The following is a 12,940-nucleotide window of genomic DNA, read 5'->3' on the forward strand; positions in this document are numbered from 1 at the left end:
ATGTTTGTTTCTGTCCTCCACTATAATTTGTAATAGTATTCGTTTATGAGATATATGTTTCTTATGTTAGTTCATATGAGTTAGTTTTAGCCCCAGACTGCTTGGTTCCACTTTAGCTCATTTCTAAATTGTCTTATATTCGTGTCTTTATCGATTACAACACACTCGATCTTATTCATATCCGCAAAATCATAAAGTTGCTCTGTTGTTACTTCAAATGAAAAGACAGTGTGGTGTGCTCCACCAGCATAAATCCACGATTCTGTTGCTACACTTAATGATGGTTGTGGCTTCCATAACACTTTTGCCACTGGTAAATTCGGTGTTTCGATAGTAGGTTGCTCAGCTTTCACTTCGTTTATTACTAAGCGATATCTTCCACCCATTTCAACTAAAGAAGCGTTTACTGCATCTCCACCCTTCCCATCGAATACTAAGCGAGCAGGGTCTTCTTTTCCACCAATTCCTAAAGGATTCACTACTATTCTTGGTTTAGTTGCTGAAACAGTCGGACAAATTTCAAGCATGTGGGAACCTAAAATCATTTCATTGCCTGGCTCTAAGTGATACGTATAATCTTCCATAAATGATGTACCTTTATTACCAGAAATCACTTTCATAACACGAAGTAATGCAGCTGTTCTCCAGTCACCTTCACCAGCAAACCCGTAGCCTTCCGCCATTAAGCGTTGTGCAGCTAGCCCAGGAAGTTGTTTCATACCATGTAAATCTTCAAAGTTTGTTGTAAAGGCATTATAATTTCCTTTTGCAAGGAAAGATTTAAGACCTAATTCAATTCTGCCCTGTTCTAAGATAGAATCTCTAACCGGACCTGGCTCATTTGCTTCTGCAGGTAGATCATATAATTCTCCATATTCTTTGTATAAAGCATCTAATTGTTCGTCTGTAACTTGTTTCATTTCCTCAACAAGGTCACCAATACCATAATAATCGACAGTCCAACCAAATTTAATTTGTGCTTCTACCTTATCACCGTCTGTTACGGCTACATTTCTCATGTTATCACCGAAGCGCGCTACACGAACATTTTCACCTTCTGTTACAGCAACCGCCGTTTTCATCCAGCTTCCAAGTTTCGATGTGACCTCTTTGCTTTGCCAATGTCCAACAATTACTTTACGAGAAACGTCCATTCTAGTACCGATAAAACCATATTCTCTATCACCATGTGCTGCTTGGTTTAAGTTCATGAAATCCATATCGATTTCACCCCAAGGAATATCACGGTTAAATTGTGTGTGTAAATGTAGTAATGGCTTTTGAAGGATTTTTAATCCAGCAATCCACATTTTTGCTGGCGAGAAAGTGTGCATCCAAGTAATTAAACCCGCACAATTTTCATTAGTATTAGCTTCTTGTGCCAAGTTTTTAATTTCTGTTGCCGTCGTTAAAACAGATTTAAACACGACTGTAAATGGTAAATTACCTTCCTTATTTAATCCGTCTACTACTTGTTTTGAATTATTTACTACTTCACCGATTGCTTCTTCCCCGTATAAGTGCTGACTTCCTGTTACGAACCAAAATTCATATGGTTTTGTTGTTAACATTTAAAATTCCTCCTAGTATAAGGTTATCAATAGTTTCGTGTTTTATTTAGTAAAGTTATTTTACAAATTGCGCTTTCTAACGATCTCCACATCAAAATTCTCATGGAGGTTGCTGTACCCTTACCAATATTTTTCATCTATTGCTTCAATTTCTAGTTCCCGTAATTAATATTATACTTACTTCTTTTGTCCGTAATAAGCGTTTGCTCCATGTTTTCTTAAATAATGTTTATCAAGGAGCTCTTGATCCATCGGTGGTGTGTCCGGATTTATTTGGTATGCACGATAGTTCATTTTAGCCACTTCTTCTAGCACTACTGCATTATGAACGGCTGTTTTAGGATCTTTACCCCAGTTAAAAGGTGCATGACTGTGTACCAGAACACTTGGTATTTCTAATGGGTTAATGTCCTTAAATGTTTCTACTATCACATTTCCAGTTTCTAGTTCATATTCCCCCTTAATTTCTTCCTCTGTCATTCTTCTTGTACAAGGTACCGCACCATAAAAATAATCAGCCTGCGTTGTACCTAATGGTTGAATTGGTCTTCCCGCTTGTGCCCAACTTGTTGCCCATGGTGAGTGCGTATGTACAATACCACCAACCCCTGGAAAATTTTTGTATAAAACCAGATGTGTAGGAGTATCCGAAGAAGGTTTAAGGTTACCTTCCACAATATTACCTTCCAAGTCTAATACAACTAGATCCTCAATAGATAACTCATCATAAGGTACTCCACTTGGTTTAATAACGACTAAACCACTTTCTTCATCGTAACCGCTTACATTTCCCCAAGTAAAGGTTACTAATCGGTACTTAGGTAGATCTAAGTTAGCTTCTAGAACTTGTTTTTTCAATTTTTCAAGCATTAGCCCTATCACCCTTTCACCTATTATAAGGACTTTCTTGTCCGTATGTGTTTTGTTTGCTAATTTTATAATAATATAATTTGTACGTACAATCAATGATAAGTTAACATTTTATAAAAATTTTGCACAAACTAGTTAAAATAATGCACATTATTGGGGTTTTAAGCTAACCAAGTCACACAGTTATCTATAAATATGACAATCTTAATCAGGCTAGTCCATACAACTTATTCATTTACATTTAAAATTACTTCCTTTAATTCTAAGCTTTTTTCCATATAAGTGTAGGCTAAAAGACCTATTATGAACCTTGTTTATGTCATTAACGTTAATAAGTTCATCATCATTATTTATAAATATTTAACAATAACTATTCCTATTCCTATTGATTTAAAAAACTCCATCGAAATGGAGTTTTTTAACTATTATTCGTTTTCTTTTGGAGCTTTCTGATTCTTATGGTGGTGTTTATCCCATTTCGGGATAAAACCATCTTTCTCCATCTTTTCTAGGAACATATCTAGGTGTTCTTTCATTTTCGTAGCATCCGCTTCACTTAATACCCCGAATTCAACATATTTGTTGATAATTCCTTTTCTTTGATTAATTAAGTTTTCGTGGAGCGTTCTTAACTCTTCTACCTGTTCCTCTGTTAACTTTACTTCCTTAAACTCAGGCTTATCCATATGCTTACCTTCCTCAGCAGACAGAGAAGTGATTCCTGCACCAGCTACAGATAAAGCGATAGCAAAAGCAACTAAACCTCTAAGTAACTTTTTCATAGCATAGATCTCCTTCCTAAATTAGTCATTTTAATTTTTACTAACGGTTGGAAATCTATACACGGTTATCTAGTTAAGAATTAATTAAGTTCACAATCATTCTACCTTGCGCTCTCCCCTCAAAGATTGTTTTCAATGCAATAGGTAATTCGTCTAACTTTATTTCAGTAGCCATTTTTTCCATAAACCCATTAGGCTTCATATCACCAGCAATTCGATTCCAAACTGCCTGCCTTTCTTCCATAGGGCAATACACTGAATCAATCCCAAGTAAGTTTACACCTCGTAGTATGAATGGAAACACCGCAGTAGGCACGCTCGTTCCACCAGTTAAACCACTAACCGCAACGGAACCCCCATAACTTATTTTACTTAATACAGAAGCAAGCATTTGACCACCAACCGGATCAATTGCTGCTGACCAAAGTTGCTTATCTAATGGTTTCACTTTCTCTTCATATACATCTTCTCTAGAAATCACTTCACTTGCACCAATTTCTTTTAAGAATTGCTCGGCTGATTGCTTACCTGTACTTGCTACAACTTGATACCCCAACTTATGCAGCATAGCAACAGCTGTACTACCAACACCACCAGTTGCTCCTGTTACGAGAACCTTACCCTTATCAGGCATTATGCCACTATTCTCCAATCGATTGATAGAAAGTGCAGCAGTAAACCCTGCCGTCCCAAAGAACATCGCTTCTTTTAATGACAACTCTTCAGGTAATGGCACGATCCATTTTGAAGGGATCCTTGCATATTGACTATAACCACCATAGTGGGTCACCCCTATTTCATAACTTGTAGCGATTACCTCATCGCCTACTTTATAACGTTCATCTTTAGAGTCCACGACGACCCCAGCTAAATCAATTCCCGGTATAAATGGATATTGTTTTACGATCGTGCTTTTAGGCAAACTTGCCAGTCCATCTTTATAGTTAACACTTGAATAATGCACCTCTATCAAAACTTCAGCATCTGGTAAATCATTAATAGTTAGGCTTGTAACTTCAGCCGAAAAATTATCATCTTGCTTATTTACTTGGAACGCTTTAAATGTTTCAATCATTTCTATTTATCTCCCTTAGTATGTATTTCTCTTACAAAATTCTTCCGTGCTAGCCGTAAACAGGATGCTTTTTTTAAGCTCGGGCTAGTCTATAATACTGAAATGTTCAAGATGTAGTCGCTTCCCGGATAGGTTTCCGTACATTAACATTGTAGTTCATTCCATTCTAAGATAAACCTAACAACCTAATTGTAAAAACTCAAGTAGCGCAACCCTAAGGTGCGCTACGTATCTAACTGAAACTTAACATCCTTGTGTTCATAAACTTTTTCGAAATCCTTATTATCCTTTAAAATACTGTATAGATCCTCTGGCGAGAACCATAAATGATCATTAGAAAACTTATAATCCGCTCCGTTATAATAGGCCAACCATACTAGCTTTGAACAATAAATATATTCCCATGGATCTTGTAATGATTGCGATAAGTTAAATGAAAAAACCGGTTTTTTTGTGCCGTTTTCTACCTTCTTTTTATAGGAAGCTAAATATTCCTTTGCATAGCTAGCTGCAGCCTCACCTTGCTCCTTAGACTTTGGTCTAAACTGGGCATGCTGTGGATGTTTTTCTAGAAATTGTTGAACAGAATCCTTTCTAATAGCAGGGTATCCACCTGGGGATTCAATTAAGTTATTTTCATCAACAACTATCGCTGAGTGTCCCATATAACCGGTCATTATTTCATTAACGTTATCACTCGCAACTAGAATATCACCTGCTTTAAAATTTCTTTCGCGGTGTGCCTGACTCATGTTCACAGCATTTCTACTATACTCTTCCGCTACTGGAACCACTCTGTTATTGTTATAAGAATAACCAATTACCATTAATTGCTCTATATCTTGATTATTATCCCATCTGACATAGAATTTATTTGCTTGGGATGAGGTCGCCATTCGTTGTTGATTCACATAAACTTCAACATTGTAAATTGGGAGGTTTGAAGTATTTTCAATGTACAACCATTCTCCCTGTTGTATAACCCTAAAGTGTGTTTTTCTCATTTTACCACCGCCCATATATACCATATTCAGCAATAGTAAGAAATGTTCATTTCCCATTATAAGCAGTAGAGTATAGTAATTCTGTTATAATCATCACATTCTCTCTATATAATTGCATTAAATAGATCTTTTTGTGACCATGTACCTTTGTCAAAATATGTATATAATCACCAGTAAGTGGAGATGTTGATTTCCGCTCCGGGCAGTTGCTTTCCGTGGGCAACGCCTCAGCCTCCTCGGAAGAAAACGGCTTCCTGTGGGGTCTTCACCTGTTGTTTTTCCCACAGGAGTCAACTGCCCTCCGCTCCAATCAACAACAAAGGTGGAAAAATTGTAGGAGTAACAGTCCTTAGAATCAACGCTTTAGTTGGACGATTAGTGGTTAATGTTCTAAAGAGGTTAGAAATCTATCATAAGTGTAGGAAGAATACGGAGACTCCTCGAAAATAAAGTTCAATTTTCTTCGTGCGATGTATCGCTTCCGTAGCCTTCCTTGTCCTGTGGGAACAGCACGAGGTGAAGATCCCGGAAGAGCGTTCTTTGCGTCACGGGAAGGCTTGAGGCCGTGCCCACGGAAAGCGGAGTATTCTGCCGGAACGAGTTCAAGCACACATCCAAAGGTTCTTATAAGTTACTGCAGATTTTATCTCTAATGCGTCATTTTGATAGCGACAAGGTATGAGAAATGAACAAAAGCATAGTGCGTTGGCTTGTGACGTAAAGATATATAGATTGGGGTTGAGACAAGAGGATCACTGTTTCTTGACAACAAAAAACCGAGCTAGCTTACGCTCGGTTTGCGATATTTGCTTGCCCGGGAATCATTTCTGTCCCTTTTTCTTTCTTGGCCAATTTAACTAACAGGTAGGCAATTGGAGTATCCACAACTGCAATCATAAATTTAAAGATATATTGAGTTAGAACCATCGTAATTAAGACATTAACCGGAACAGTCCCAGCAAATGCGATCACAATGAAAATGGATGTATCCATCAACTGACTAGCCATTGTGGAGAGGTTATTACGTAACCATAACTTCTTCTCACCATGTTTCTCTTTTAAACGATGGAAAATAAAAACATCAAGATTTTGACTTACTAGATAGGCTAGTAAACTTGCTAACATTACTCTGAAGCTACTGCCTAGAATAGTAGAAAATTCCGGTTGTAAGCCGAATGCAGGAGCTGCTGGTAATTGAATAGCAATGTACACAAAAATTAACGCGATAACTTGTGTAAAGAATCCAGCCTGTACTGTCTTTCTCGCTGCATCTTTTCCATAAACTTCACTAATAACATCAGTTATTAGATAGGTGACTACATAAACAATAACTGCTGCTGGCAGCATGTAATCACCAACACTAAATAGCTTTACAGCTAAAAAATTAGATAAGATTAATAAACCTACAAAAATTGCATTTAAATATATAAACATTTTTTCGCTCCCTTTCCAATTTTGAAAGGAATCAAAGCTAACCCTCTTTAGCGATTGTCAATCTTTTCAGGATACATATCGTGATTCATCATACGGTGTTCAGCCATTGTTTCATATTTAGTCCCCGGTCTTCCATAATTGCAATATGGATCAATAGAAATACCACCTCTTGGTGTAAACTTACCCCAAACCTCAATGTAGCGTGGATCCATTAACTCAATCAAATCATTCATGATGATATTCATACTATCTTCATGGAAATCTCCGTGATTTCTAAAGCTAAATAGATATAGTTTCAAAGACTTACTTTCTACCATCTTTTCACTTGGAATATAACTAATGTAAACAGTACCGAAATCTGGTTGACCAGTCTTAGGACATAAAGTTGTAAATTCCGGACAATTAAACTTAACGAAATAGTCTCGATTTGGATGTTTATTATCAAATACTTCTAACACTTCAGGAGTATAGTCAAAAGCATAATTGGTCCCTTGGCTTCCTAGTAGTGTTAAATCCTGTAGATCTTCATCTCTTCTTCCTGCCATGTTGTAAACCTCCTTGTTAATTACTATTTTTAGAATCTGTCAGGCTTGGCTACTAACTAGTCCAATCCGTACGATTCCAATTAATTTTACCAATAAAAAAAACCATGCCCCTAGAGAGGACATGGTTGTATGATCACTAATATGTCCTTAGTTTTTTATAGAGGGTTTAAGCTAAGAACCTCTCCCGCTTCATGAACGGTTATATCCATTTACTCGACTTATTATAAAGACGAGATCCATAGAAGTCAATCTATTTTCTACCACATTTTAAAATACAATCGTCTTATTCCCGTGAACGATAATTCTGTCGTCTAAATGCCACTTTATAGCTCTTGCTAATACGCTACGTTCCACCGATTGACCAATCTTTTTCATCGCTTCCGCATTATCCCGATGATCAACACGACTTATATCCTGTTCAATAATTGGTCCCTCATCCAAATTATTAGTAACATAGTGGGAGGTCGCACCAATTAATTTCACCCCTCTATTATAGGCTCTCTCATATGGATTCGCTCCTATAAATGCCGGTAAGAAAGAGTGGTGGATATTAATAATCTGATGCTTATGTGATTCTACAAAGCTTGGTGTTAAAATTTGCATATATCGCGCAAGCACAATAACGTCAACCTCATATTCTTTCAATAATTGCAATTGCTTCTCTTCTACCTCAGCTCTAATATCCTTGTTAGCTGGTATGTAGTAGTATGGGATACCCAATGACTCAACCATCTCACGAGACGTCTCATGGTTACTTATTACCAGGGAAATATCGGCCATTAAGTCTCCGCTTTGCCATTCCCACAACAACTCTAATAAACAATGCGGTTCTTTTGATACGAAAATAGCCATTTTTTTAATTTCATCTACGTACATAAACTTCCAGTCCATATTAAACCGGTTGGCAATCTCTTGAAAGTCAGATTCTAATTGTGCTTGCTTTTGCTTCAGATTAGGGGATTCAAACTCTATACGAATAAAAAATTCTCCGCCTTCCGGGTCTGCTGAATACTGATTGGATTCAATAATATTAGCACTGTGCTCATATAAGAATTCAGAAACAGCAGCCACTATACCAGGTTGATCCGGACAATTAATTAATAAACGTGCTCTATTTTTATTATTTTGTTTAAACATGTCTATCTTTTCTTGTATATAACTTTTCACTATGGGATCCCTCTTTGCTATTATTAATACGTATTACTGTATGATATAGCGGAAAAAGAATCAAGTCTACTCAATCAGGAACACCTTTTCCATAACCTCTAAAAATTCATCCACTTCTTTTTTGTTTGTGGTCAACGGGGGCAATATACGCACCACCTGTGGTCCCGCAATTAAAATTAAGGTTTGATGTTCTTCTCTTGCCTTTGTGACATAATCAATCGCGTTTTCTTTAACAATTAAACCTAATAGAAGTCCTTTTCCTCTTACATTTATAATCTCATCAGTTTTGGCTGCAAGTGTATGAAGCTTTTCAAGAAGATAGCTAGATACTTCCTGGGCATTTTTTATAACTTGCCCTTCCGTTAACATCTTTAAGGTAGCAAGACCAGCTGTAGTAGCTACTGGATTACCTCCAAAAGTACTGCCATGACTACCTGGAGTAAAAGCCTTGCCAACATGCTGCTTTGCAATAATTGCTCCAATAGGAATACCAGAACCCAGCCCCTTTGCAACACTAATAACATCTGGCTCAATGTCATATTGCTCATAAGCAAATAATGTTCCTGTACGTCCCATGCCAGTTTGAATTTCATCAACCATCAATAAGATGTCATGTTCCTTACACAATTCACTCACTCTCGCCAACCAGGCTGGATCAGCTGGTAACACTCCACCTTCCCCTTGAATAACCTCCAGTAATACCGCACACGTTTCTGGTTTAACAAGATTATCTAATGCCTGGATATCATTGTAGGGTAGATAACGAAAGCCAGGTGTTAACGGAGCAAACCCATGTTGTATTTTCTCCTGTCCCGTTGCCGACAAGGTAGCCAATGTTCTCCCATGAAAGGAATTGCTAAATGTAACAACCTCATAAGCATCCTTGCCTTTAACATCCTGGGCATACTTTCTAGCTATTTTGATTGCAGCTTCGTTCGCTTCCGCACCACTATTACAGAAAAATACTTGATCACCACAACTATTTTCTACTAACAGCTTCGCAAGCTGTTCTTGTGATGGAATATGGTAAAGGTTAGAGCAGTGCCATAGATTTTGTAATTGATTTTCCACTTGCTCTTTTACTTGATTAGGTACGTGACCTAGGTTACATGTTGCAATACCTGATGTGAAATCTAAATACTTCCTTCCATTATTATCCCATACGTAACTACCTTTCCCTTTGGATAACGTTATTGGGAACCGACCATAAGTTTCCATGACCGGACTAACTGTTGAAATGTTGTTATTAGACATTTGGAACCTCCTTATCTAGCATAATTCTTGTACCCACTTCTTTACCGCTCATAAAATCTATCAAACTATTTACTTGTAACCCATTTACAATGGACACCTCTGGAACTCGATGCGCTAACGCTTTTAATGCCGATTGAACTTTTGGTATCATTCCACCATAGATCACTTCTGTTTCAATTAATTGTTCTATTTTTTCCTTACCAACATGGTGAAGGGTTTGCCTTTCACCATTCTCTTCTACACAGATACCTGAAATATCACTAATAAAGCATAGTTTAGCTTCAAGCGCTTGAGCAATGGCAGAGGCAGCCATATCTGCATTTATATTATATCTTTGCCCTTTTTCATCCATACTAATGGGCGATATAACAGGAATAAAACCCTGATCGATGATTTGTTCAATAAGAGAAACATTTACATTTTGCACTTCTCCTACATATCCCAAATTATTTTTCGAATTGGCTGGAACTGCCTGAAGTAAGGAGCCGTCAACCCCACTAATTCCGTAAGCCTTGCCATTAACTTTTGATAGATTTCTAACAATTTGCTTATTCATGGATCCACTAAGAGCCATTTCCACCACATCTAATACTTCATTCGTTGTCACACGTAACCCGTTCACAAATGTCGTGTGGACCCCCATTTGGGATAATAAGGATGAGATTAACGGTCCACCACCATGAACAATAATTGGCTTCCAATCTCCCTGTTGGTGAATCTCCGCAATATTTTTATAAAAGGATTCAGGTAAAGATTCAAAAACACTACCACCGCATTTTATAACAACATAATTCACCTTATATAACCTCCTCAGGTCCGATACGAAGCATTAATTCTGACATATTCATAGGAGAGGTCACAGCCCCATGCAGTTGCTTTCCCTTCTCCGTCACCTAATTCCGCTTTAATCACTACTGTTTCCTTCAGCAAATAATCCTTTGCTTCCTGTTCATCAAACGCAAACGGTACACCCTGTTTTACAACTTGAATTGGTCCTAAGTAAATATTTACCTTGTTAGGATCAAGCTGTTGGCCACTATATCCAATTGCTGTAATAATTCTTCCCCAGTTGGCATCCGCTCCATGAATAGCAGTTTTAACTAAGTTTGATGAAATAACAGATTTGCTAATGGCTTTTGCAGCATTCTCTGTAATAGCTCCAGTAACCTGAACCTCGACCAACTTACTAGCGCCTTCTCCATCTCTAGCTATTTCTTTAGCCATCAGCTCACACACGAGGCCTAATCCCTCTATAAATACATTCCATTCCGCATGTTCCGGAGATAGCTTTTCATTTTCTGCCTGCCCATTCGCTAAGACAAGAACCATATCATTCGTACTTGTGTCCCCATCCACTGTTATCATATTGAAGGATTTGTTCGTAATTGTCTTTAAAGCCGTTGATAGTGACTGTTCATCGACATTAGCATCTGTGGTTATAAAACTTAACATCGTCGCCATATTAGGATGAATCATTCCTGACCCTTTGGCTGCTCCACCAATTGTAACAAGCTTGCCATCTATCTCCATTTGAACAGCAACACCCTTTTCGTGTGTATCTGTTGTTAAAATAGCTGTTTCAAATCTACCTGATCCGCTATTTTCTTTGTCATGAACCCGACTAATTCCGTCCTGTATTTTTTCCATCGGTAATAATTCCCCGATTAATCCAGTAGAGGCAACAGCTGTGTATTTCTCGGATATCTCCATTACTTCCGCAAAACTACGTCTCATTTCATAGGCGTCTTTAAGACCCTGTTCACCCGTACACGCATTGGCTACACCCGAATTTACTATAATTGCTTGTAATTTATTTTCAGTAGCAATACTTTCTTGCGTCACCTTAAGCGGCGCGGCTTGAAAAGAATTTGTTGTATAAACACCAGCAGCATTCGCAGGTACCTCAGAGTATATCCATCCGAGATCTAGCTTTTGCTTACGAATTCCACAATGTAGACCTCCTGCCGAGAAACCTAGAGGTGTTGTCACATTTCCTTCTGTTAACAAATTAATTTTCTCCATCGTTGACACTTGGTTCTCTTGCTTCATTTCCGCACCCTCCTAAGGATAAATAGGTATGTTTTTCAGTCCAGTTGTAACGTCCCAACCGTTCATTATATTCATGTTTTGAATGGCTTGCCCCGAGGCACCCTTTACTAAGTTATCGATCACTGAAATAATCGTTAACTTACCTGTTCTTTCATCAGCATATAGCCCAATATCACAGTAGTTACTACCATAAACTTCTTTTGTAGAAGGAATAGTTCCCTCTGGTCGCACCCGAACAAACGGATGATCGCTATAATAATCCTTATATAAGTCAACTAGTTCTCTAGTAGTCTTATAATCTTTTAAATCCACATAGATCGTACTCATTATCCCTCTAGTCATCGGTACAATGTGAGGAGTAAAAATAACCTGTAAAGAAGTATTTGCCTCGTTCTTTAATAGCTGTTCAATTTCTGGAATATGTTTATGCTCCCCTAACTTATAGGCTTTAAAGTTTTCATTCATCTCGGAAAAGTGAACATTTAACGATAAACTCCTTCCAGCCCCAGATACACCAGTCTTGGCGTCAATTATAATGGTTTGATTATTAATAAATTCCTGTTTAATAACTGGCATCAAGCCCAACAATGTTGCTGTCGGGTAACAACCTGGATTGGCAATTAGGGTAGCGTTCTTAATTTGTTCAGGATAGATCTCGCTTAGCCCATATGTAGCTTGATTCACTACTTCTTGTGGCGCTGGTGTCGATTGATACCACTTTTCGTATTCTTCTGGTTGCTTCAATCGGAAATCCCCCGACAAATCAATGCACTTAATTCCCTTTTCCAATAGGGAAGGAATTATATTTTTACTGACGTTTGAAGGTGTTGCAAAAAATACAAGATCAATAGTTTGAGCAAGTACTTCTATATCTAATGAGTCCATTTGCCTGTCTGCTATTTCTATAATATGTGGATAAGTAGTGGATAACTCTGTTCCACTATTTGAATGAGAAATAATGGACGCCACTTCAACATATGGGTGATTATCTAAAAATCTTAGTAATTCAACTGCACCATATCCGGTGCCTCCAATAATTGCTACTTTCACGATCTTATTCACTCCTAAGTCAGAATGGGATTGGTTTATTATTATACTTTATTATGTATGTTTATACAATATTGTTTTCAAACTTTTTAGAGAAATCATATATAATTTCATTCTTTTATAATGATTTTTATTTATAAAT

13 protein-coding genes and 1 riboswitch are annotated in these 12,940 nt (G+C 37.5%); all 13 genes read right to left on the minus strand.

Annotation, left to right across the window (positions count from 1 at the left end):
• Window positions 1–86: 86 nt before the first annotated feature.
• The 13 genes from araA to argC all read right to left on the minus strand — a co-directional run bounded on the left by araA (window position 87) and on the right by argC (window position 12,813).
• The gene (araA, locus tag H7K77_RS14375) at window positions 87–1,571 is read right to left on the minus strand and encodes an L-arabinose isomerase (protein WP_186578548.1); all 1,485 of its coding nucleotides are present in this window, start codon (window positions 1,569–1,571) and stop codon (window positions 87–89) included.
• A gap of 177 nt (window positions 1,572–1,748) precedes the next feature.
• Window positions 1,749–2,441 carry an L-ribulose-5-phosphate 4-epimerase gene (araD, locus tag H7K77_RS14380; protein ID WP_186578549.1) on the minus strand — a complete coding sequence of 231 codons (693 nt, stop codon included), beginning with the start codon at window positions 2,439–2,441 and terminating at the stop codon, window positions 1,749–1,751.
• Between the two features lie 425 nt (window positions 2,442–2,866).
• Window positions 2,867–3,223, minus strand: coding sequence for a DUF2680 domain-containing protein (locus H7K77_RS14385; RefSeq protein WP_186578550.1), 357 nt, complete (start codon window positions 3,221–3,223; stop codon window positions 2,867–2,869).
• 73 nt (window positions 3,224–3,296) lie between these two features.
• Entirely contained in the window at window positions 3,297–4,298 is a 1,002-nt protein-coding gene (locus tag H7K77_RS14390) for an NADPH:quinone oxidoreductase family protein (RefSeq protein ID WP_186578551.1), read from the minus strand.
• Between the two features lie 224 nt (window positions 4,299–4,522).
• On the minus strand, window positions 4,523–5,317 hold the full coding sequence (locus tag H7K77_RS14395) for a C40 family peptidase (protein WP_222599377.1): 795 nt from the start codon (window positions 5,315–5,317) through the stop codon (window positions 4,523–4,525).
• Window positions 5,318–5,348: 31 nt separating this feature from the next.
• Window positions 5,349–5,525 carry a hypothetical protein gene (locus H7K77_RS14400; RefSeq protein ID WP_186578720.1) on the minus strand — a complete coding sequence of 59 codons (177 nt, stop codon included), beginning with the start codon at window positions 5,523–5,525 and terminating at the stop codon, window positions 5,349–5,351.
• Window positions 5,526–6,088: 563 nt separating this feature from the next.
• Complete coding sequence (locus H7K77_RS14405; protein ID WP_186578555.1) at window positions 6,089–6,736, minus strand: queuosine precursor transporter; 648 nt, start codon at window positions 6,734–6,736, stop codon at window positions 6,089–6,091.
• Window positions 6,737–6,783: 47 nt separating this feature from the next.
• Window positions 6,784–7,281: a preQ(1) synthase gene (queF, locus tag H7K77_RS14410; protein WP_186578557.1), complete on the minus strand. Its 498-nt coding sequence runs from the start codon at window positions 7,279–7,281 to the stop codon at window positions 6,784–6,786.
• A gap of 141 nt (window positions 7,282–7,422) precedes the next feature.
• A riboswitch (PreQ1 riboswitch) is annotated at window positions 7,423–7,469 on the minus strand.
• A 79-nt stretch (window positions 7,470–7,548) separates the two neighbouring features.
• Window positions 7,549–8,418, minus strand: a complete 870-nt coding sequence (purU, locus tag H7K77_RS14415; protein ID WP_222599383.1) for a formyltetrahydrofolate deformylase — start codon at window positions 8,416–8,418, stop codon at window positions 7,549–7,551.
• A 96-nt stretch (window positions 8,419–8,514) separates the two neighbouring features.
• Window positions 8,515–9,702 (minus strand): acetylornithine transaminase, encoded by a 1,188-nt coding sequence (locus tag H7K77_RS14420; RefSeq protein ID WP_186578561.1) that lies wholly within the window; start codon window positions 9,700–9,702, stop codon window positions 8,515–8,517.
• Window positions 9,695–10,498: an acetylglutamate kinase gene (argB, locus tag H7K77_RS14425; protein ID WP_186578563.1), complete on the minus strand. Its 804-nt coding sequence runs from the start codon at window positions 10,496–10,498 to the stop codon at window positions 9,695–9,697. The genes H7K77_RS14420 and argB overlap by 8 nt, the downstream gene beginning before the upstream one ends.
• Before the next feature lie 14 nt (window positions 10,499–10,512).
• Window positions 10,513–11,751, minus strand: a complete 1,239-nt coding sequence (gene argJ, locus H7K77_RS14430; protein WP_235988946.1) for a bifunctional ornithine acetyltransferase/N-acetylglutamate synthase — start codon at window positions 11,749–11,751, stop codon at window positions 10,513–10,515.
• A gap of 12 nt (window positions 11,752–11,763) precedes the next feature.
• Entirely contained in the window at window positions 11,764–12,813 is a 1,050-nt protein-coding gene (gene argC, locus H7K77_RS14435; protein ID WP_186578565.1) for an N-acetyl-gamma-glutamyl-phosphate reductase, read from the minus strand.
• Window positions 12,814–12,940 lie beyond the last annotated feature (127 nt).

It is taken from the genome of Aquibacillus kalidii (genome assembly GCF_014280935.1).
In the GTDB taxonomy this organism is placed as follows: domain Bacteria; phylum Bacillota; class Bacilli; order Bacillales; family Amphibacillaceae; genus Aquibacillus_D; species Aquibacillus_D kalidii.